Source organism: Amycolatopsis sp. A133, from assembly GCF_031082405.1.
GTDB lineage: Bacteria > Actinomycetota > Actinomycetes > Mycobacteriales > Pseudonocardiaceae > Amycolatopsis.
On the sequence record NZ_JAVHJU010000069.1, the window covers coordinates 284,651 to 305,498 of the forward strand.

22 protein-coding genes are annotated in these 20,848 nt (G+C 72.3%); 1 reads left to right on the plus strand and 21 read right to left on the minus strand.

All coding sequences use genetic code 11. The annotated features are described in order from the left end of the window. Nucleotides 1-27: 27 nt before the first annotated feature. The 15 genes from Q5425_RS42850 to Q5425_RS42920 form a co-directional block, all read right to left on the minus strand. Nucleotides 28-690: a response regulator transcription factor gene (locus Q5425_RS42850; RefSeq protein WP_308678175.1), complete on the minus strand. Its 663-nt coding sequence runs from the start codon at nt 688-690 to the stop codon at nt 28-30. Further along, nucleotides 678-1,910, minus strand: a complete 1,233-nt coding sequence (locus tag Q5425_RS42855) for a sensor domain-containing protein (RefSeq protein WP_308678176.1) — start codon at nt 1,908-1,910, stop codon at nt 678-680. The genes Q5425_RS42850 and Q5425_RS42855 overlap by 13 nt, the downstream gene beginning before the upstream one ends. A gap of 50 nt (nt 1,911-1,960) precedes the next feature. Next, the gene (locus Q5425_RS42860; protein WP_308678177.1) at nt 1,961-2,998 is read right to left on the minus strand and encodes a lysophospholipid acyltransferase family protein; all 1,038 of its coding nucleotides are present in this window, start codon (nt 2,996-2,998) and stop codon (nt 1,961-1,963) included. Further along, nucleotides 2,995-4,038 carry an NAD-dependent epimerase/dehydratase family protein gene (locus Q5425_RS42865; RefSeq protein WP_308678178.1) on the minus strand — a complete coding sequence of 348 codons (1,044 nt, stop codon included), beginning with the start codon at nt 4,036-4,038 and terminating at the stop codon, nt 2,995-2,997. The genes Q5425_RS42860 and Q5425_RS42865 overlap by 4 nt, the downstream gene beginning before the upstream one ends. A 254-nt stretch (nt 4,039-4,292) precedes the next feature. Continuing rightward, nucleotides 4,293-4,394 (minus strand): 30S ribosomal protein bS22, encoded by a 102-nt coding sequence (locus Q5425_RS42870; protein ID WP_007030867.1) that lies wholly within the window; start codon nt 4,392-4,394, stop codon nt 4,293-4,295. A gap of 165 nt (nt 4,395-4,559) precedes the next feature. Then, entirely contained in the window at nt 4,560-4,775 is a 216-nt protein-coding gene (locus Q5425_RS42875; protein WP_013222402.1) for a helix-turn-helix domain-containing protein, read from the minus strand. 193 nt (nt 4,776-4,968) lie between these two features. Then, nucleotides 4,969-5,781 (minus strand): pyrroline-5-carboxylate reductase, encoded by an 813-nt coding sequence (gene proC / locus Q5425_RS42880; RefSeq protein ID WP_308678179.1) that lies wholly within the window; start codon nt 5,779-5,781, stop codon nt 4,969-4,971. Between the two features lie 24 nt (nt 5,782-5,805). Continuing rightward, nucleotides 5,806-6,111: a hypothetical protein gene (locus tag Q5425_RS42885; RefSeq protein ID WP_308678180.1), complete on the minus strand. Its 306-nt coding sequence runs from the start codon at nt 6,109-6,111 to the stop codon at nt 5,806-5,808. A gap of 179 nt (nt 6,112-6,290) precedes the next feature. Beyond that, complete coding sequence (locus Q5425_RS42890) at nt 6,291-7,109, minus strand: thioesterase family protein (RefSeq protein WP_308678216.1); 819 nt, start codon at nt 7,107-7,109, stop codon at nt 6,291-6,293. 143 nt (nt 7,110-7,252) lie between these two features. Further along, nucleotides 7,253-8,065 carry a sugar phosphate isomerase/epimerase family protein gene (locus tag Q5425_RS42895; RefSeq protein WP_308678181.1) on the minus strand — a complete coding sequence of 271 codons (813 nt, stop codon included), beginning with the start codon at nt 8,063-8,065 and terminating at the stop codon, nt 7,253-7,255. Between the two features lie 79 nt (nt 8,066-8,144). Further along, nucleotides 8,145-9,821: a hypothetical protein gene (locus tag Q5425_RS42900; protein ID WP_308678182.1), complete on the minus strand. Its 1,677-nt coding sequence runs from the start codon at nt 9,819-9,821 to the stop codon at nt 8,145-8,147. 157 nt (nt 9,822-9,978) lie between these two features. Then, nucleotides 9,979-10,962, minus strand: a complete 984-nt coding sequence (locus tag Q5425_RS42905) for a Ppx/GppA phosphatase family protein (protein ID WP_308678183.1) — start codon at nt 10,960-10,962, stop codon at nt 9,979-9,981. Between the two features lie 178 nt (nt 10,963-11,140). Continuing rightward, the gene (locus Q5425_RS42910; protein WP_103351903.1) at nt 11,141-11,830 is read right to left on the minus strand and encodes a response regulator transcription factor; all 690 of its coding nucleotides are present in this window, start codon (nt 11,828-11,830) and stop codon (nt 11,141-11,143) included. Beyond that, on the minus strand, nt 11,827-13,068 hold the full coding sequence (locus Q5425_RS42915; RefSeq protein ID WP_308678184.1) for an ATP-binding protein: 1,242 nt from the start codon (nt 13,066-13,068) through the stop codon (nt 11,827-11,829). The genes Q5425_RS42910 and Q5425_RS42915 overlap by 4 nt, the downstream gene beginning before the upstream one ends. 145 nt (nt 13,069-13,213) lie before the next feature. Beyond that, a complete protein-coding gene (locus tag Q5425_RS42920; RefSeq protein ID WP_308678185.1) occupies nt 13,214-14,086 on the minus strand; it encodes an aldo/keto reductase in 873 nt (290 codons plus the stop codon). Nucleotides 14,087-14,153: 67 nt separating this feature from the next. Between Q5425_RS42920 and Q5425_RS42925 the strand changes: the two genes are divergently transcribed. Further along, a complete protein-coding gene (locus tag Q5425_RS42925) occupies nt 14,154-14,792 on the plus strand; it encodes a DNA-binding response regulator (protein WP_308678186.1) in 639 nt (212 codons plus the stop codon). 55 nt (nt 14,793-14,847) lie between these two features. On the opposite strand, the gene Q5425_RS42930 is transcribed toward Q5425_RS42925, so the two are convergent. The 6 genes from Q5425_RS42930 to Q5425_RS42955 form a co-directional block, all read right to left on the minus strand. Then, nucleotides 14,848-15,597 carry a phosphoglyceromutase gene (locus tag Q5425_RS42930; protein WP_308678187.1) on the minus strand — a complete coding sequence of 250 codons (750 nt, stop codon included), beginning with the start codon at nt 15,595-15,597 and terminating at the stop codon, nt 14,848-14,850. A 433-nt stretch (nt 15,598-16,030) separates the two neighbouring features. After that, nucleotides 16,031-16,897, minus strand: coding sequence for a DUF4349 domain-containing protein (locus Q5425_RS42935; protein WP_308678188.1), 867 nt, complete (start codon nt 16,895-16,897; stop codon nt 16,031-16,033). 71 nt (nt 16,898-16,968) lie between these two features. Further along, a complete protein-coding gene (locus Q5425_RS42940) occupies nt 16,969-17,481 on the minus strand; it encodes a YbjN domain-containing protein (protein WP_308678189.1) in 513 nt (170 codons plus the stop codon). Further along, nucleotides 17,478-18,782, minus strand: coding sequence for a D-inositol-3-phosphate glycosyltransferase (gene mshA, locus Q5425_RS42945; RefSeq protein ID WP_308678190.1), 1,305 nt, complete (start codon nt 18,780-18,782; stop codon nt 17,478-17,480). The genes Q5425_RS42940 and mshA overlap by 4 nt, the downstream gene beginning before the upstream one ends. 22 nt (nt 18,783-18,804) lie before the next feature. Continuing rightward, the gene (locus Q5425_RS42950; RefSeq protein WP_308678191.1) at nt 18,805-19,620 is read right to left on the minus strand and encodes an alpha/beta hydrolase; all 816 of its coding nucleotides are present in this window, start codon (nt 19,618-19,620) and stop codon (nt 18,805-18,807) included. A 3-nt stretch (nt 19,621-19,623) separates the two neighbouring features. Further along, nucleotides 19,624-20,802, minus strand: coding sequence for an Ig-like domain-containing protein (locus Q5425_RS42955; protein WP_308678192.1), 1,179 nt, complete (start codon nt 20,800-20,802; stop codon nt 19,624-19,626). Nucleotides 20,803-20,848: the final 46 nt, after the last annotated feature.

Sequence of the window (20,848 nt, forward strand, 5' to 3'; positions counted from 1 at the left end):
CCGGAACCCGCAGTCTGACCGGGCGGCTCAGCGACCGTGCCGGGCGGTGTCCCTCAAGTAGTGCAGCACCGCCGTCACCCGGCGGTCGGCCCGATCGGCCGGCGCCAGGTCGAGCTTCGCGAAGATGCTGCGGATGTGCTTGTGCACGGCGCCGTCGGTGACGACGAGCCGTTCGGCGATCGCGCTGTTGCCCAGGCCTTCGGCCATCAGCGACAGCACTTCGCGCTCGCGCGCGCTGAGGCGCTCGAGCCGGTTGTCCGGGCGGCTGCGCGTCAGCAGCTGGGCGACCACCTCCGGGTCGATGGCGGTGCCGCCGTCCACGACGCGGTGCAGGGCGTCGAGGAACTCGTCGACCCGGCCGACGCGCTCCTTGAGCAGGTAGCCGAGGCGGGCGCCGCCGTCGGTGAACAGCTCGGTGGCGAACGCCTGCTCGACGTACGCCGAGAGCACGAGCACCGCGAGCCCCGGCTGCCGGCGGCGGGCCTCGACGGCGGCGACGATGCCCTCGTCCGTGTGCGTCGGCGGCATCCGGACGTCCACAATGGCCAGATCCGGCGCGTGTTCGTCCACCGCGGCGAGGAAGTCGTCGGCGTTGGCCACGGCGGCCCGCACGTCGACGCCCTCGGCGCGAAGCAGCATCGCGACCCCTTCGCGCAGCAGCAGGTCGTCTTCGGCGATCACGATCCGCACGGCAGGCTCACCACCAGGGTCGTCGGCCCGCCGGCCGGGCTGGCCAGCGCGAACGTCCCGTCGTGGGCCTCGACGCGGCGCCGGATGCCGACGAGCCCGGACCCGGCGTCCTCGGCCGCTCCGCCGCGGCCGTCGTCGGTGACCTCCACGTGCACCCGGTCCCGCTCGTGGCGGAGCCGGACCGTCGCGGCGCTCGCCCCGCTGTGCCGGGCGACGTTGGTGAGCGCCTCCGCGACCACGAAGTAGGCGGTCACCTGGACCGACACCGCGGGCCTGCCGGGCAGATCGGTGTCGATCCGGCAGGTCACCGGGCAGTCGGCGGCCAGCGCGGTGAGCGCGTCGGGCAGGCTGCGTTCGGTCAGCACCGGCGGGAGGATACTGCGCACCACCCCGCGCAGTTCGGCGAGCGCCTGCTCGCCGGCGTCCTGGGCGCGGCCGATGATCTCCTCGGCGGCGGCGGGATCCCGCGCCAGCGCCCGCTTCGCGGCCCCCAGCAACACGTTCACCGCGACGAGCCGGTTCTGCGTGCCGTCGTGCAGCGACCGTTCGATCCGCCGCAGTTCGACGGCGTGGGCGTCCAGCGCGGCCGCCCGCGTGGCGGTGAGCTCGGCGACGCGCAGCGCCAGGTCGGTCCCGCGGGCGGGCGCCAGCAGCCGTTTCCCCGGCCACTCCTGGCACCGGGCCAGCACCGGCAGGACCAGGACCGTGACGACCAGCGTGGCGACGCCGAACAGACAGATCACCACGGCGTCGCGCCAGTTCGTCGCGGTGAAGAAGCCTTGGGCGGGGGTGGCGGAGCTGGGCGGGACGAACCGCCACCACAGCGGGAACGACGCGTCGTGCATGACGTCGACGGGCAGGGTGAGGGCGGTCAACCCGAGGAGCGTGCCGAGGGTGCTGTGACAGCCGAGCCAGCCCAGTTCACGCCGGACGGCGGTGTCGGCGAGGGCGGCGCGCAACTCGCGCGGCACAGGCGGCGGGGGCAGGATCGCCAGCCGCGCCCGCTCACGGTCGGCGACGACGCGCAGCAGCCGCAACCCGGCGGGTACCAGCAGCAGACCGACCCCGGCCAGGCACAGCACCGCGGCCCCGAGCAGCCACAACAGGGCGGCCACGGCCAGCACGGCGGTGCCCATGCCCCCCACGAGCCGTTCGAGGGCGTCCAGCGCGGCCCGGGCGCGCGCGACCGCGTCCCAGCGCCGCGCGTCCTCGGTGGCCATCCTCACCTCCTGGCCCGCAGAGGATAAAGCACCGGGCCGGGGTGACCGATTCAGCCGCGGAAGACCGACTTCCGCTGCGAAAGCCGCCGGTACAGCGTCTGCTGGATGGATTCCCGCACCTGGTCGGTCAGCTGGAACACCAGCATCGGGTCGTCGACGGCGTCGGGGCCGAAGGAGTCCGTCGCGATCGGCTCGCCGAACTCGATGCTCCACTTCGTCGGGAGCGGGACCGCGCCCAGCAGGCCCAGCGCGGGGAAGAACGGCGTCACCGGGAAGTACGGGAGCCCCAGCATGCGGGCCAGCACCTTGATGTCGCCGAGCTTCGGGTAGATCTCCTCGGCGCCGATGATCGACACCGGGATGATCGGCACGCCGGCGCGCAGCGCCGCCGACACAAAACCGCCGCGGCCGAAGCGCTGCAGCTTGTAGCGGGAGGCGAACGGCTTGCCGATGCCCTTGAAGCCCTCCGGCCACACGCCGACCAGCTCGCCCTTGCGCAGCAGGCGTTCGGCGTCCGCGTGGCAGGCCAGCGTCTGGCCGGACTTGCGGGCGAACGACCCCACCAGCGGCACCTGGAACACCAGGTCGGCGCCGAGGCCGCGCAGGTGACGGCCGCCGGTCTCGTCGTGGACCGCCACCGCCGTCATCAGTGAGTCGAGCGGGATCGTGCCCGAGTGGTTGGACACCAGCAGCGCACCGCCGTCCGACGGCAGGTTCTCGACGCCGTGGGTGTCGACGCGGAACCACTTCTTGTACAGCGCGCGCAGCGGCGGGAGGAACAGGGCGTCGGTCAGCTCGGCGTCGAAGCCGAACTCGTCGACCGTGTAGTCGCCGGTCAACCGGTCGCGGATGAAGGTGAGCGCGGAGCGGACCGCGTCCGGCAGGACCTCGGGGGCCGGTGCCGGCTGGTCCGCGCCGGGGAAGGCGACGACCGGCGCGCCGGCTCGCGCGGCTTCCTGCTCACGGAGGTCCCGCTCGGCGGCCAGAGCTTCCGGCTTCTCCCGGCCCGGTCCGTGCAGGGGGATGACTCGCGCCTCGGCACCGCCCACCGTTCCCGCCTCGCTTCCGAAGTCGTGCGGTCTGGTCACCGGCTCTGTCCCGTCGCGGCGGCGACGAGCACCTTGCCGGCCAGGCCGGCCAGCTTGCCGCCGTCGAGCACCGGGCGGAGCCCGCGTCCCACGATGTAGTCGTCGAACGCCTCCCGCGTGGTCCACCGCGGGGTGTACCCGAACTCCTGCTTCAGCTTGGCGATGTCGACGACCCGGCCGAAGTTCAGCAGCCGGACCTGATCGGCGGAGAAGTCCACGACGCGGGCGCCGCGCAGGACCTTGCCGACCGACGGCACCACGCTCCGCGGCATCGGCAGCTCGACCCGGCCGGCTCGCCGGATCGCCTGCGAAAGGGTGAGTACCCCTTCCGCGCCGACGTTGAACACGCCGGGTTTGCCGGTCAAGGTCGCCCGTTCCAGCACGGACAGCGCGTCCGAGGAGTGCAGCAGCTGGATGCGCGCGTCGTAGCCGAAGACCGTCGGCACCACCGGCAGCGCGAAGTAGCGCGCGAGGACGGTGTCGGTCTCCGGGCCGATGATGTTGGCGAAGCGGAACAGCGTCGTGGTGATGTCGGGACGGCGGCGCACCAGGCCACGCACGTACCCCTCCATCTCGACGGCGTCCTTCGCGTATCCGCTGGTCGAGGTGGGGATCAGCTCGGAGTCCTCGGTGAACACCGCCTGCGAGCGGGCGCCGGCGCCGTAGACCGCCGCCGTCGACTTGACCACCAGCTTCCGGACCAGCGGGGACCGCTGGCAGGCGGCGAGCAGCCGCATGGTGCCGATGACGTTGACTTCCTTGATCGCCGTGCGGCGGCCCGGCCCGGCCGGGTGCGCGGTGCAGGACGCGTGCACCACCGTGTCGACCCCGGCCGTGCTGATCACCTTGGCGATCAGCGGGTTCCTGATGTCCGCGCGGACGAACTCCGCGTGCCCCATGCGCTGCAGCACCGCCTTGTCGGGCGGGACCGTGTCGACACCGATGACCCGTTCGAAGTCGGGGTTGTTGCCCAGCCGGGCGAGCAGTTTCCCACCCAGTTCCCCGGCGACCCCGGTGACGAGCACGACGTTCGACGACATGCGACTCCCTGCGGCGTAGGGCATGTGGGGGGTGGACGGTCACCCGAGGCGCGCGAACCTGCACTCACTGGAAGCTTCGCGCGGACGCCATTGAGATGTTACCGCTCTTCAGTGGTAGCTCAGGGCTGTCTCACGTGCTATTGGCCACGGTTCGCCGGAAAGCGACGAACGCCTCACTCGAACGGGCGGACGTGCCCACCACATGGACGTGGCCCGTCCAGAGACTGGACGGGCCACGCTTGCGCACAGCAGATTTACTTGCCGGCCTTGCGACGCTGCACTCGCGTGCGGCGAAGCAGCTTGCGGTGCTTCTTCTTCGACATGCGCTTGCGGCGCTTCTTGATCACAGAGCCCATGGGCGCTCCTTAGGTCGACGTCGGTCACGCTGCCCGGCGCAGCGTCCAACGGGTGGAGCGCACAGGCACGAGCGGTTTTCCAGGTTACCCGTCACCTGTCGCGGGCCGGTCGGCGGGCACGCCGTAGCGCTGCGCGCCGCTGGTCACGGCGTGCCCGGCGGCCGTTCAACCCACGTCGTAGTAGGCACCCTGCAGGTACTCGTGCACTGCTTTTTCCGGCACCCGGAAGGACTTCCCGACCCTGACGGCGGGCAGCTCACCCGAGTGCACGAGACGGTAGACGGTCATCTTGGAGACCCGCATCAGCGTGGCCACTTCGGCGACCGTCAGGAACTGGACCTGCCCGACTGCGGGCAAATCCTCCTTTTTGTTCGGCGACATGTTTACCGCGTCCTTCGACACGTGTCGCGCCACGAGGCTTCCCCACCTGTGGTATCGACACGCACGTGCTCTATCGAGAGTAGCGGGACTGGTGGGACTAATGCGACGCCTGTCACCGAGATGGGCTCCTACCAGCGCTAACGCACAAGCACCCGCGCGTGCAAGATCCCGGTGATCGCCCTTTCCGGCGAAATCAGTCTTCGTCGTGGGCCTTGCCGAGCTCCACCGAACGGTCTTTCGCGGCCTCGATGGCCGCCAGGAGCGCGGCGCGGACGCCGTGCTTCTCCAGTTCGCGGATGGCGTTGATGGTCGTCCCGGCGGGCGAGGTGACGGCTTCGCGCAGCAGCACGGGGTGCTCGTCCGACTCGGCGAGCATCTTGGCCGCGCCGACGGCCGACTGGATGATCAGCTGCCCGGCCAGCGCCCGCGGCAGGCCGAGCAGGATTCCGGCGTCGATCATGGCCTCGACCAGGTAGAAGAAGTAGGCGGGCCCGGACCCGGACAGCGCCGTGACGGCGTCCTGCTGCCCTTCGGGCACCTCGACGACCCGCCCGACGTGCGAGAGCAGGTCCCGCACCACGGCCAGGTGGTCCGCGGTGGCGTACCGGCCCGCGGAGATGGCGCTCATGGCCTCGTTGACCAGCATGGGCGTGTTCGGCATGACCCGCACGACGGGAACGCCCTCGGCGAGCCGCCGCTCGTAGAGCGAGGTGGGCAGCCCGGCGCAGAGGGAGACGACGAGCGAAGACGGCCCGAGCAGCGGCGCGAGCTCATCGAGCACGGGCTCGATGTCCTGCGGCTTCACGGCGACGACGAGGACGTCCGCCTGCTTCGCGGCCTCCTCGACCTCGACGCCGCGGATGCCGTAGCGGGAGGTGAGCTCCTCGACGCGCGCGGGGTACCGCTCGGTGAAGAGGAGATCGCCGGGTTCGTGGCCGCCGTGCAGCAGCCCCGAGAGCAACGCCTCGCCGATCTTGCCCGCACCCAGCACCGCGATGACCGTCATGGAGGCAAGCGTGCCAAATGCCGTTCAGGGGTCCGGTGCCGGGGCGAGGCCGGGCTGCGGGGCCTGGGACAGCGTGGCGCGGATCAGCCGCACCGCGCCGGTGCCGGCCCCAGTCGGCCGGGCGGGCCCGCAACCCGGGCGGGCCAGCCGCGGCTCGGCGGGCAAGCGGCGGCCCCGCAACGCGGGCGGCCCCGCAACGCGGGCGGCCCGGCAACCCGGGCGGGCCCGCAACCCGCCGGCCCAGCCGGGCGGGCGGGCCAGCCGGGCGGGCGGGCCAGCCGGGCGGGCCCGCAACCCGGGCAGGCCGGCCAGCCGCGGCTCGGCGCACAAGCGACGGCACCCCAACGCGGGCGGCCCGGCAACCCGGGCGGGCCAGCAACCCGGGCGGGCCGGCCGGCCGCGGTTCGGCGCGCAAGCGACCAGCCCCTGCCCAGCCCACCGCGCCGGGGCCGCACACCCCACCCGCGTTCAGCCGGGGCCTGCCCACCCGACCGCTCCCAACCCCGCCCTCAGCCGCCCGGTGCCGGGGCCAGCCCCAGCTGCCGGGCCTGGCACACGAGCCTCCCCTGGGCGTCGATCACCGTGGCGTCGGAGTCGAACCACGACTCGTGCACCGACCTGGACTCCACGATCACCCGCAGCCAGCCCGGCGCCGGGCGCGTCCGCAGCAGGGCCGTCAGCTGGACCGTCGGGGCCCAGCCGATGCGCCCCAGGTTCATCACCACCGGCGGGTTCACGTCCGATGCCAGCAGCGTGAAGTACGGGTCGGCCATGCCGTGCCGCGGCCGGACCCACAGCCGGATCCGGGGCGGCTCGCCCGTGCGGCCGGACAGGTAGCCCGCCGTCGCCGGGTCCAGGCGGACTTCGCAGCCCTTGGCCAGGTTGAACGGGCCCTCCGTGCTCTCGGCCAGCGCGAGCGCCCCGGGCGGGGGCTCGGCGGGCATCGACGGCAGGTCGGTCCACTCCGGGCGCCGCATCGGGAGCCGTCCCGTCGTCACCCTGGCCTCGACGCAGCTGCGGCCGCGCTGCTCGAGCCGGACCTCGACGACCGTCGCGCGGCGGCCCACCTTGCGGACGTCCGTGCGCAGCAGCACCGGGCCGAGCGCGGGCGGGTGCAGGAACTCCGCGCTGACGACGAGGGGCTCCGCGGGCGGCTCACCTCGCTCGTGCAGCGCGGAGATCGCCGCCTTGGCCAGCAGGGCGAGCAGGAAACCCCCGTGCGGGTGCGAGCCGATGGCCCACTCCGCACGCAGCACCGCGGTGAAGGTGCCGTCCCCCAGCGACCGCGCCGCACTCGCCGTGTCGAAGGACACGGCGGTGCCGTCCATTGCGCTCACGAACGGTCCGCGCCATTTCGGGAATCCGGGTAGGTGACGAGCAACGAGAGCGACGGGTTCACGGTCCGAACTTTACGGGTTGGACCGGCGGAAATGCACTCGGGCGCAGTGGTGTCCTGCCGGAACGTGCGCGATTATTGCCCCAGGTGGAACCGCGCGAACAACAGCGCCTCGGCCAGATCGCGGACCCGCTCGGCCGCGGTGACGGCGTGCCGGGTGTTGATCTCCAGCACGATCTGGCCGGCGAAACCGTTGCTGACCAGCTTCTCCAGCAGTTCGGCGCAGGGCTGGCCGCCGCGCCCCGGTACCAGGTGTTCGTCCTTCGGGACGCCGGTGCCGTCGGCCAGGTGGACGTGCGTGAGGCCCTCCCCCATCCGCTGCGCCAGCGCCAGCGCGTCCATCTCGGCGGCCGCTGTGTGGGACAGGTCGAGCGTGTAGTGCCGGAACCCGACGTCCGTCGGATCGATCGACGGCCGGAACGCGGACACGCGGGAATTCCGGGAACCGCCGGGCGGCCGGACCTTGAACATGTTTTCCACGGCGATTTCGATCCCGCTCGACTCTTCGAGTTCCGCGACCAGATCACCGAACGCGTCGCCGTACCGGCGCTGCCAGCGGAACGGCGGGTGCACCACCACCGTGCGCGCACCGAGCTCGACCGCGGCGTCGACGGACATCCGCAGCCGCACGACCGGATCCGGCGACCAGATCCGCTGGGTGATCAGCAGCGACGGCGAGTGCACCGACAGCACGGGCACCCCGGTGCGCCGCGACCACCGCCGCAGCGCCGTGACGTCCTGGCTGACCGGGTCGGCCCAGACCATCACCTCGACGCCGTCGTAGCCGAGCTCGGCGGCCAGCTCGAAGGCCGTCCCGGCCTTGAGGGGCCACACGGACGCCGTGCTGAGTCCGACGGGGACCGGCTGCTCGTCTGTCACGCGCGCCATCCTGCCTCGCCCGCGGTGGGTGGGCAGTGCCGCCGGGCCGCCAACGGGACGCGGATCACCGCGCCCCACGACCGCAGTGTCAGCGGCCGACCAGCAGCAGCGCGGCCGGCGAGACCGTCACCACCAGGCCCACCAGCACCGCCAGGACGGTCGTCTGCAGGTCCTCGGCGCGGCGGATCTTCCGCACGATCCAGACCAGCGCGACGACCACCAGCAGCGCCGCGATCAGCGCGGCGGCGGGGATGTTCACCCACAGCCAGTTGAAGCCGAGCCAGACGGCGGCCCCGCCGACGACGCCCATCGCGAGCTGGCCGGCCAGCGCCAGCCACTGCTTGCCGGGCGAGACCGCGGGCTCCGCCGCCGCGGCCGGCTCCGGCGCGTCGTCGTACTCGTCGTCTTCGTAGCCTTCGCCCTGCTCGTAGGCGTAGTCGTCCTGCTCGAAGTCCGGGCCGTCCGCCGGGTAGTCGTCGGTGAACTCGCGCTCGTAGGGCTCGAGGTCGTCCGGGATCGGTGCTCGCGAAGCCCGGTCGCCGGGCGCGAACGGCATCGGCGGCGGGTACGCGCCGGTCGGCGGGCCCGCCTCGTAGGCGGCCTGGTAGCCGCTGCTCTCCGGGGCGAAGCCGTCGGGCTCGAAGTCGTCCTCGGGGTAGCCGTCGTCCGGGGTGTCGGTGGGCACCGCCGGCATGACGCCGATCTCGGTGTCCTCCATCTGCTCCTTCTGCCGCCGCTTGCGCCAGTTGGCCAGGCCCGCGGGCGAGGACGGCTCCGGCTCGGGCTTCTTGCCCTTCGACGGCCCGGGCGGGATCGGCGGGGCGGGTGGCTCGTCGTCGGGGACCGCCGAGAACTGCTCGGTGTAGTCCTCGCGCTTCGGCTCCGGACGGCGCGCCGGAGCGCGGCGCGGGCGGCCGGGCGCGCCGGGCGGCGGCGCGAACGAGCCGGGGGGCGGCACGTCGATGTCGGCGTCCGGGCTGCCGTTGAGGCCGTCCAGCCGGGCCGACAGCGGCCCGGCGGGCGGCGGCGGGACCGGCAGCTGCTGAGACGGCTGAGGCGGCACCGGCAACTGCTGCGACGGCTGCGGCGGGCCGGGACGGCGCCGGACCGGCGGGACGGCCGAGCGGGTCTCCTCGGCCGCCGGCGGCGGGACCGGCAACTGCTGCGACGGCTGGGGCGGCACCGGCAGCTGCTGGGACGGCTGAGGCGGCACCGGCAGCTGCTGGGACGGCTGCGGCGGGGGCTGACGGCGCGGCGTGGCGCGCGGGGGCACCGGCAGCGGCGCCGAGTCCTGCGGGCGCGCGAACTTCCCCGACTCCTGCGGCGGCCGGCCGAACTGGCCGGGCTCCGGCGGGACCGGGCGGGCGTACTGGCCGGACTCGGCGCCACCGGGGGCGGGCCGCGCCGGGGGCGGCGGCACCGGCCGGGGCAGCGGCTGGGAGTCCTGCGGGACCGCGCGGGGCGCGGGCGGCGGCGGGGACGGCGGCTCGGCGCGGCGCCGTCCGGCGGGTCGCGCGGGGGGTGCCGGCGGGGGCGGGCCCTCGGCGGCCACCCGGTCGATGATCGCCTGCGGGCCGGTGTCGCTCACGCCCGGCCGCCGGTGCGAGCCGGTCGCGCTGGGAGGGGCCTCGGGGGTGGCGGGTTCGTCGTCGTCGTCGGCCGCGCGCCGCCGGCGGCGACGTCCGCCGTCGACCTGGGCGCCGTGCTGGGCGAGCAGCTCAGCCACGGTCTTCTGCGGCTGGTCGCCTCCGGTCTGGTCCGTCATACCTGGTGATCCCCTGCGCGCTCCGGGTCCTCGGCACCTCGCGAAGTGGCGCCCGACGGCAGTTCGGTGGCGCAGCGCGCGCTGTACGCCGTCCTCTGGATGTCCGTCACCTGTCCACCGTGCCCGTCCTCTGCGTGCGAAGTCCAGCCGTGTGCTTTCACCGGTCCTCCTGTGCGCCGAAGCGCCCCACGAGGGCGGCTCCAGTCTCATCCGCGCCGTTGGAATGGTCCAGCCGCCGCAGGATGACACCCTCTCGCAGAGCCCACGGGCAGATCTCGAGTTCCGGTACCCCGAGCGCCCGCATCGTGGCCTGCGCGACGAGCGCACCCGCCACCAGCTGGTGCGACCGGCTCGAGCTGACGCCCTCGAGCTGGGCGAGATCGGCCGACGGCATCCGCGAAATGAAGGCCAGGAGCTGGCGCAATGCGGTGTCCGTGAGCGTACGTCGCACGTGCGGGCCCGCCGCCGAGGGGGCGGCGCCGGTCAGCCGGGCCAGCGAGCGGAACGTCTTCGACGTCGCCACGACCCGATCGGGTTCACCCCATTTGGTGACCTTGCGCGCGAGGTCGGTGAGCTGGTCGTCCAGCCACGCCGACGTCGCGACGAGCTCCGAGCGCGTCGGCGGGTCGTGCCGGAAGCGGGTCCGCGTGGTGCGGCCGGCGCCCAGCGGCAGGGATTCGGCCAGCACCGGCTCCTCGTCGCGGCCCATCGCGACCTCGAGGGAGCCGCCGCCGATGTCGAGCACCAGCAGCTGCCCGGCCGACCAGCCGTACCAGCGGCGGACGGCGAGGAACGTGAGCCTCGCTTCGTCGGTGCCCGAAAGGACCTGCAGTTCGACGCCGGTCTTGTCGGCCACGCGGGCCAGGACTTTGGCGGAGTTCTTCGCTTCGCGGACGGCGGACGTGGCGAAGGCCATCAGCTCTTCGCAGCCGAGCCGGGCGGCGGCTTCCTTCGCGGATTCGACCGCGGTCACCAGCTCGTCGGCGCCGGCCTTGGAGAGCTCGCCGCCGGGGGTGATCTGCTCGGCCAGCCGGAGCACGGACTTCTCCGAATGCATCGGCGTCGGGTGGGCGCCACGGTGGGCGTCGACCACGAGCAGGTGGACGGTGTTGGAACCGACGTCGAGTACCCCTAGGCGCACGGGGGTCCAGCGTACCGGCCCCAGCGCCAGGTCTCGAACATGTAACCAACAACACTCGGTCCGGCCAAGACGCACTTTCACGTGAAAGCGCACCGGGGAGGCAACCTCCGGATCACTTTCACGTGAAAGTGATCCGGAGAAGTCGCCTCCGGATAGCTTTCACGTGAAAGCTCCGGTTTTACGTCTCGAACTTGTAGCCGAGGCCGCGGACTGTGACCAGGTGGCGGGGTGAGCCCGGGTCCGGTTCGATCTTCGAACGGAGCCGCTTCACGTGGACGTCCAGCGTCTTCGTGTCGCCGACGTAGTCCGCGCCCCACACCCGGTCGATGAGCTGCCCGCGCGTCAGCACCCGGCCGACGTTGCGGAGCAGGTACTCGAGCAGGTCGAACTCCTTGAGCGGCAGCGACACCTCGGCGCCGTCGACGGTCACCACGTGCCGCTCGACGTCCATCCGCACCGGACCGGCCGACAGCACCAGCGGGGCCAGCTCGCCGTCCGAGCCGGGCTCGCCGCCGCGGCGCAGCACCGCCCGCACCCGCGCGATGAGCTCGCGGGCCGAGTACGGCTTGGTGACGTAGTCGTCCGCGCCCAGCTCCAGGCCCACGACCTTGTCGATCTCGCTGTCGCGCGCGGTCACCATGATGACCGGCACGGCCGAGCGCTGGCGCAGCTGCTTGCAGACGTCGGTGCCGCTCATGCCGGGCAGCATGAGGTCGAGCAGCACGATGTCGGCGCCGTTGCGGTCGAACTCCTCCAGCGCGGCCTGGCCCGTGACGGCGACGGCCGCGGTGAACCCTTCCTTGCGCAGCAGGAAGGCGAGGGGGTCGGCGAACGACTCCTCGTCCTCGACGATGAGAACCCTGGTCACAGGTTTCCTCCATGATCTGGGCTGTCCTGCCCGGTAACCACGAGCCTCTGGGTGCGCTCGGGGGTCTTCTCCTGCCGTGGTGCCGGCGAGGTCTTGGCCGCGCGCGCCGGCTCGGGGGCCGGTTCGGCGCTGACGTGCGCGGGGATGCGGAGGGTGAACGTCGACCCGGTGCCTGGCCGGCTCCACAGCCCGACCGAGCCACCGTGGTTGGCCGCGACGTGCTTGACGATCGCCAGGCCGAGGCCGGTGCCGCCGGTGGCGCGGGAGCGGGCCTTGTCGGCGCGGTAGAAGCGCTCGAACACGCGCTGCTGCTCGTCTTCGGCGATGCCGATGCCGCGGTCGGTGACGGCGATCTCGACCATCCCGTCGGCGAGCCGGCGCGAGATCGACACCGGGCTGCCCGCCGGCGAGTAGTTGACCGCGTTCTCCAGCAGGTTCGACAGCGCGGTGACCAGCAGCGTGCGGTCGCCCTCGACGAGCAGGCCGCTGGCCGCGTCGGTGGTGATGCTGATGTCGGCGGACTCCGCCGAGAGCGTCGTGCGGCCGAGCGCCTCGCGGACGACCGCGTCGACCTCGACGACGTTGAGGTCGGGCAGCCGTTCGGCGCCCTGCAGCCGGGACAGCGCGATCAGTTCGGTGACCAGCTGGCCGAGCCGGGTCGACTCGCGCAGGATCTTGCCGCCGAAGCGGCGGACCTCGGCGACGTCCTCGGCGGCGTCGAGCACGGCCTCGGTGAGCAGGGCGATCGCGCCGACCGGGGTCTTGAGCTCGTGGCTGACGTTGGCGACGAAGTCGCGGCGCACGGCCTCCAGCCGGATGGCTTCGGAGTGGTCGACGGCCTCGACGACGGTGAAGCCGTCGCCGAGGGGCCGGACCTGGCCGAGCACCGCCTCCGGCTGGCGGCCGCGCGCTTCGAGCGGGGAGAGGTCGATCTCCAGCGGCTCGTCGGTCTCGGCGACCTGTTCGGCGGCCTTGCGGGCCCGCGGGTCGGCCTGGTTGACCTTGACCAGGCCCAGCTCGTAGGCGCGCGGGTTGTGCAGCACCATGTCGCCGAACCGGTTGAGCACGACGACGCCGTTGTTGGCCGACCGGACCAGCCGATCGAGCAGTTCCGCGACGGTCGGACCCGGCGGCCGGGCTTCCTCCCGCCGGGTCCGCGCCCGCGCGACGAGGTAGCCGGCCACCGCACCGGCCACCAGTGCGCCGATGGCCAGTGCGAGTGAAACAGGCGTGGTCACGGGCCGATCGTAAGCTGTGATGTGGCCCTTCGGCCTAGCGTTGTCCGCCTTGTCGTGAGCACCGCGACACCTGAGGAGGACATGTTCGCCGGGGTGTCAGCCCGCGTTCACCCGGCCGATTCCCGACCGAGACCTTCCGGGTGAATCACCCTTCTCCGCCGAGGGTTTTCCGGTCGCTGCCGGTGAGCTCCAGCGCCGCCGCGGCGACGTTCTGCTCGAGGTGCGCGAGGTCCCCCGTGCCGGGGATGGCGAGCACGTGCGGTCCTTGGTGGAGGGTCCACGCCAGCCGCACCTGCGCCGGGGTGGCGTCGTGCCGCTGCGCGACCTCGGCGACCCGCGCGTCCTCCCCCGTCCCGCTCGCGACGGCGAAGAACGGCACGAAGGCGATCCCGTGCTCGGCGCACATCCGGACGAGCTCGTCGTCCTCGCGGCGCGCGGTGAGGCCGTACTGGTTCTGGACGCAGACGACCGGCGCGATGGCCAGGGCCTCGGTGAGGTGTTCCGGGCCCACGTTGGAGATGCCCAGCTCGCGGATCAGCCCCGCTTCGCGCAGCTCGGCGAGCGCGCCGAAACCGTCGGCGAGGGAGCCGGTGCCGCGGTCGAGGGCCTCGCCGATCCGGTAGTTGACCACGTCGAGGTGGTCGAGGCCCAGCTCACGCAGGTTCTCTTCGACCTGGGCACGCAGCTGCTCGGGCCGGGCGGTGTAGAAGTTGCCCTCGAAGTCCCGGCCCGGGCCGACCTTGGTGGTGAGCACGAGGTCTTCGTACGGCGCCAGCGCGCTGTTGAGCAGTTCGCTGGCCGAGCGCGGCCCGGCGAAGTAGAAGGCTGCGGTGTCGAAGTGGTTCACGCCCAGCTCGACGGCGCGGCGGAGCACGGCGAGCGACGTCTCGCGGGCGCGGATGCCGCCGTCCGAAGTGGACATCAGGCGCATCGCGCCGAAGCCCATCCGGTTGACTTCGAAGGAGCCGAGCTTCCAGGTGCCCGCCGCGGCGGCGGGGAGGGTGTCCGTCTTGGTCATGCCCCCAGCCTTCCGGCGGAGCCCGGGTGAGCACCGGGTTTGGCATCTTGCTGCCACACTGGACCGCGTGGAGAAGGTGACCGACGTGGTGATGGTGCGCGGCGAGGCCGAGCTGTTCGAGCGGACGGCGCACCTGTTCGAGCTCGCGACGGAGATTTCCTGTGCGGCCCGCGACCTGCACACGTGGTCGGTGGCGCACCCGAGCGCGTCCGCGCGCGAGCAGTCCGTGCGCGGGATGACCGTGCGCAAGATCTACCTGCCCGGTGTGCTCTTCGACCCGGCGCTGGCGGAGCACCTGCGGCAGATTTCCGCCCTCGGCGCCCGGATCCGGATCACCGAGCACGAGATCAACGAGACGATCCTGCTCGACCGCCGCCTCGCGATCGTCGCCGGTGACCACATCGGCGGGGTCCGCGGCTACACCGTGATCAGCAGCCCCACCCTGGTGCAGGGCATCCAGTCGCTGTTCGAGGCAGCTTGGCACGGCGCCACGGACCTGGAGTCCTACCAGGCCCGCTTCACCGAGCTGGGCGCGCGGGAGATCCTCGAGCAGCTGGCGTCCGGCTGCAAGGACGAGACGGCGGCCCGCGCCCTCGGCGTCGGCCTGCGGACCTACCGGCGGCGGGTGGCGGAGCTGATGGAGCTCCTCGGCGCGTCTTCGCGGTTCCAAGCGGGGGCACGGGCTCGCGAAGCCGGCCTGCTTTGAAGCACGAAGGCCACGTTGCGGGAGTCCCGCAACGTGGCCTTCGGCAGCGGAAAGCTCAGCGACCCTGGTTGGCGACCGCGGCCGCGGCTTCCTTCGCGGCGGCGGGGTCGAGGTACTCGCCGCCCGGCTTCACCGGCTGCAGGTCCTCGGTGAGGTCGTAGCGCAGCGGGATGCCGGTCGGGATGTTCAGGCCCGCGATGTCGGCGTCGGAGATGCCGTCGAGGTGCTTGACCAGCGCGCGCAGCGAGTTGCCGTGCGCGGCGACCAGCACGGTCTTGCCCGCGCGCAGGTCCGGCACGATCTCGGACTCCCAGTACGGCAGCAGCCGCTCGACGACGTCCTTCAGGCACTCGGTGAGCGGCGCCCGGTCGCCGAGGTCCGCGTACCGGGCGTCGCCCGCCTGGCTCCACTCGTCCTTCGGGTCGATAGACGGCGGCGGCGTGTCGTACGAGCGGCGCCAGAGCATGAACTGCTCCTCGCCGAACTCGTCGAGGGTCTGCTTCTTGTTCTTGCCCTGCAGCGCGCCGTAGTGGCGCTCGTTGAGGCGCCAGTCGCGCTTCACCGGGATCCAGTGCCGGTCGGCCGCGTCCAGCGCGATGTTCGCGGTGGAGATCGCGCGCCGCAGCAGCGAGGTGTGCACCACGTCCGGCAGCAGCCCGGTGCCGGCCAGCAGCTGACCGCCCTGGCGGGCTTCGCCCTCGCCCTGCTCCGAAAGCGGTACGTCCACCCAGCCGGTGAACAGGTTTTCCGCGTTCCAGGTGCTCTGCCCGTGCCGCAGCAGCACCAACGTCCCAATCTCGGCCATGGGCAACAGCCTGCCAGAACGGACCGCGGAGCCGACTGGTGACCTCCGCCGCACTCGCCGTCCTACCCTGAGTGTGTTACCCGGAAGTAACACCTCACTCTTCGACAAGTCCGCCCGCCAACAACGCGCAAAATTCCGGCACCCCATTGCGGACTGTTATCGCTGAATAGCAAAATTCACTCGAACGGGCTAGCCAGTAGCCTTGTGATTACCCGGCGGGATCTGACAGGTTGACTACGTCCCGAGCCGCCGGATTCCACGCACTCCCCGGCCGGTTTCGGGCTTCGACCGCGGCTCGTCTCCCCCTGCCGAGCCGCGGCCCGCCGGCCCCGTTGGCACCCCCCTCGTCACCGGGTCCTGATCGGCGGGAACTTCAGCGGGGCGGCTCGAGATCGCGACTCCCCCCTCCCTCGAGCCGTCCCGCCTGTTCCGCTCAGCTCTCACTCGGCTCCGGCGCGGGCGACGACGTCCGGCGACGGCGGCGCAGCCACCAGCCGAGCCAGCCCAGCGGCACCAGGAACAGCAGGAACGGCGCGAGCGCGCCCAATACCGTCAGCAGGCCGCCGCCGAAGACTCCGAACGCGTGCCAGCCGCCGGCCAGCCCGCCGAGGAACCCGCTGTGGTCCTCCGCCGGCGGCGGGGCCGCGGCCACACCGCGGATCGTCATCGCCACGGTCGCCATCGCGACGCTGCCGGCCAGGGAGTTCCGCTGCTGTTCGAGCGATTCGAGCGTGGCCTCGCGGCTCGTCAGCTCGCTTTCGACCGAAGCGATCTCGGACACCGAGGTCGCCTTCGCGAGCAGCGCCCGGATCCGCTCCACCGACGCCCGCTGCGTCGCCAGCCGCGCTTCGACGTCGACGACCTGCTCGGTCACGTCCTGGGTGTTCAGCTCCCGCTTCACCAGCCTGCTGCCCAGGTGCGAAAGCTGGTCGAGCACGCCGTCGAGCTTGTCCGCGGGCACCGCGAGGCTGAGCGTCGCCAGCTGCTCGCCGGTGCTCTCCTGCCCGGTGTAGCCGCCGGCGCCCTGGGCGATCCCGCGGGCCTGCACGACGACGTCGGCGACCTTGGGGGCGGTCAGTTCGAGCCGGGCACTGCGCGAAAGCTTGCGATCGGTGGCGCCCGCCTGCGGCGGCGTCACCGAAGCCCCCTTCTCGGTCTTGCCCGCCCCTTGCTGCGGGGCAGCGGGTGCGACCCCGGCACTGTCCGCCGTGGACGAAGCCCCCTCTTGCGCCGCCGAGCAGCCGGCCAGCACGAACGCCACGCCCGCGATCGCGAGTCCGGTTCTCCATCGAGTCCGCATCCTGCGTCTCCCTCCAGTTTCGGCTGGTGAGGAGACGGATGTCCGGTTCAGGGCCGTTGCACGGCCTCCGGTTACGACTCGGTCAAGCCCGGTTCGTGCGCCTTCTCCGGTGCGACGAGGTGCTTGAACGCCTGGAGGTTGGCCAGGGATTCACCGCGGGAGACGCGCCAGTCCCATTCGCGCTTGATCGACGTCGCGAAGCCGATTTCGAGCAACGTGTTGAAGTCGCCGTCGGCGGCTTCGAGCACCTGGCCGAGCACCTTGTCGAGCTCGTCGGCGGACATCGTCTCCTTGCCGAACCGGCCGACCAGGTAGATGTCCCCGAGACTGTCCACTGTGTAGTGCACGCCGTAGAGCTTCGCGTTGCGCTGCAACAGAAACCGGTAAACGTCCTCATGGGATTCATCGGGGCGGCGGCAGACGAAGGCTTCCACGGAGAACGCGTGGTCGCCGTCGACCAGCCACGCGTTCGTCTGCAGCTTCTTCGTGCCCGGCAGCGTGACGAAGTACTTGCCCGGCCCGCGCCGGTCGTACTTCAGCTCCGCGGAGTCCAAAGTAGACCGGATCAGCTCGTCCAGGCTCACACCGCCACCTCCGCGCGCAGGTCCAGTGCGCGGGAAAACGCGCTGGTGGCCTGAGCATAGATGTCGAGGAGCGCGTCCGTCGTGCGGCGCCAGGAGAACCGGCGCGCGTGCACGACGGCGTTGGCGCCGAGTTCGGCGCGCCGGTCCGGGCGCAGGGCGACCGCGGCCAGCGCGTCCGCCCACTCGTCGGCGCCGTGCCCGGGCACCAGCAGCCCGGAGACGCCGTGCGGCACCGCGACCGGCAGCCCGCCGACCTCCGCCGCGACCACCGGCGTCCCGCAGGCCTGCGCCTCGAGGGCGACCAGCCCGAACGACTCGTTGTAGCTGGGCACCGCCACGACGTCGGCGGCGCGGAAGACGCGGGCGAGCGACTCGCCCGGCTGCGGCGGCAGGAACCGGACCTGCGGCTCGATGCCGAGGGAGACGGCGAGCTCGCGCAGCGCCTGCGGTTGCTCCAGCCCGGTGCCGGACGGCCCGCCGACGATCAGCACGACCAGCCGCGGAGCCAGCTCGGGCCGGCGGTGCAGCATCGCGGCCGCGGCGTGCAACAGCACGTCCGGGGCCTTGAGCGGCTGGATGCGGCCCGCGAAGGCGAGCACGACGTCGTCGTCGGCCAAGCCGAGGGCAGCGCGGGCGTCGTGCTTCGAGCCCGGCGTGAAGCGTTCGAGGTCGACACCCGGCGGCACGGCGTGCACCGCGTGCGGCTCGGCGCCGTAGAGGTCGATCAGCTGACGCGCCTCGACCGCGGTGTTGGCGACCAGCCGGTCGGCCTCGGCGACCACCTGCTCCTCGCCGATCACGCGGGTGCGCGGCTCGGGCTTGTCGCCCTCGGCGAGCGCGGCGTTCTTCACCTTCGCCAGCGTGTGCGCGGTGTGCACGAGCGGCACGGACCACCGGTCGCGGGCGAGCCAGCCGACCTGGCCCGACAGCCAGTAGTGCGAGTGGATGAGGTCGTAGTGGCCGGGCTCGTGGAACGCCTCGGTCCGCAGCACGCCCGAGGTGAACGCGCACAGCTGGGCGGGCAGTTCGTCGCGGCCCAGCGGCTCGAACGGGCCGGCCTGCACGTGCCGCACGGTCACCCCGGGCGCCAGCTCGGCCACCGGCGGCTGGCCGGACGCGGTCGCGCGGGTGAAGACCTCGACCTCGACGCCGCGGCGGGCCATCTCGGTCGCGGTCTGGCTGACGTAGACATTCATCCCGCCGGCGTCGCCGGTCCCCGGCTGCTCGAGTGGCGAAGTGTGCACGGACAGCACCGCGATCCGGCGCGGCACAGCGCGGAACCTCCGGATGTTGCTGGTCACCTGGTCACGTCTCCCGCGTACGTCAGCATTCCTCGGCGAACTGCCGGAGCACCGCGTCGAACTCGGCCGCGGACTCGGCGAAGGGCGCGTGCCCCCCGTCAACGAACCAACGCCCGGCGGCACCCGGAATCTTCCCGAGGGCGTGTTCGGCCGCCGAGGGCTCGATCACGCGGTCGGCCGTGCCGTGCACGACCAGAGCGGGTCGGTCGATCCCGGCCAGCACTTCTTCGCTGCCGGCGTCCCGGCGGAACAGCGCCGAGCGGACCGACGGCGGCACGCTCAGAGAAGCGCCGAGCAGGGCCTGGGCCTGCGCGCCGGGCACCGGCCCGGCGACCATCTCGCGGCTGAACGCGGTGAGCGCCGGAACGGCGATGTCCGGATCGTCCGAAAGCATCGCCCGCATGTGCTCGCGCATCAGCGGGCCGACGCGGCCGCCGGGCCGGTCGCGGCCGATTTCGGTGATGGCGCCGACGAGCACGAGCCCGCGCAGCCGGGCGGTGCCGTGCACCCGGATGTGGTCGGTCAGCACCAGGCCGCCGTAGGACCAGGCGACGACGATCGCGTCCGGGCCGGCGAAGTCGAGGACCGCCGCGAGGTCGTCGGCCCAGACCTGCGGGTTGTCGTACCCGATGGCCGGGACGTCGGAGGCGCCGTGACCGCGCAGGTCCATCGCGACCAGCCGGAACCGCTCGCTCAGGGCCGGATCGGCGAGCTGCGCGGCCCAGCAGCCGGCAGACTGCGCCCAGCCGTGCACGAAGACGATCGGCCTGCTGTTTCCGGCGCCCTCGACTTGCAGGCCGAGCCGGACCCCGCCGTGCCCGACGACTTCGGTGCGCACGGGTTACTTCGCACCCATCCCTTGCCAGGCCGACCAGCTGAAGTTCCAGTCCTTGACGTCCGAGTTCATCGGCGGGGACAGCTTCGAGCCGGTGATCTCGACCGGGTCGCCGATGATCGCCGAGTCGAAGTAGTCCTTGGCGTCGGCTTCGAGCAGGTTGACGCAGCCGTGGGAGTTGTTGGTCTTCCCGATGTTGGCCGCGTTGTCCTGGTTCTCGTGGATGAACTCGCCGTGGTTGGAGAACCGGCAGGCCCACTTCTTGTTGACGTTCGTGTAGCCGTAGCGGGCGTTGTCGAAGATCGCCGACGGCTCCTTGCTCATGATGATGTAGGTGCCGTTCGGGGTGTTGCGGTCGACCTCGCCGTCCAGCCCGTTCGCGCACGGGTAGCTCTTGACCTGGGACCCGCCGCGGTAGACGTGCATCTGGTGCTCGGGCGTGTTGATCTTGACGACCTGGTTGCGGCCGATCTTGAACTTCGTGGTGACGTCGGCTTTGCCGTACGCGCCGCCACCGAGGTCGACGCCGTACAGCTTCGCCTCGACGTTCACGGTGATGTTCTGCGGCCAGTACTCCTTCGGCCGGTAGTCGACCTGGCTGTCGGACAGCCAGCCCCACGCGCCTTCGACGTCCTTGTCCGTCTTCACGGACAGCGCCTTCTCGACCGCCTTGCGGTCCTTGACCGGCGACGCGAACTTGACGCTGATCGGCATGGCCACGCCGACCGTCTGGTTGTCGGACGGGTTGAGCGTCGCGCGGACCTGCTTGGCCGGGGCGATCGTGGTGAAGGTGCCGGTGAATTCGACCGGCTTGCCGTCGGAGCCGGTGGCCTTGGCCGCGTAGGTGTAGGTCTTGCCGTAGCCGAGCGGCTCGGAGCTGGTCCAGGTGAGCCCGTCCGGCGAGGTGTCGCCCTTGACGGCCTTGCCGCCCTCGGCGGTCAGCTTGCACTCGGTGAGCTTGCCGTCGGCGACCTTGAGCACGGCCGGCTTGAGCACCGGGACGTCCTTGGCGTTCGCGGCGGGCTCGGCCGTGATCTTCGCCACGGGCTGCGCCCCGCCCTCGCCGTCGGCGTTCGCCGCGCCGGTGGGCAGCGCCGTGCCGCCGTTCTCGCTCGAACACGCGGCGGCGACCAGTGCGGCCCCAGCCGCCAGAGCAGCCTTGAAGACCGTACGCCGTTCGATCACCGAAAACCTCCCGAAATCCCCCGCCGACCAGCGGGCACACGCCTTT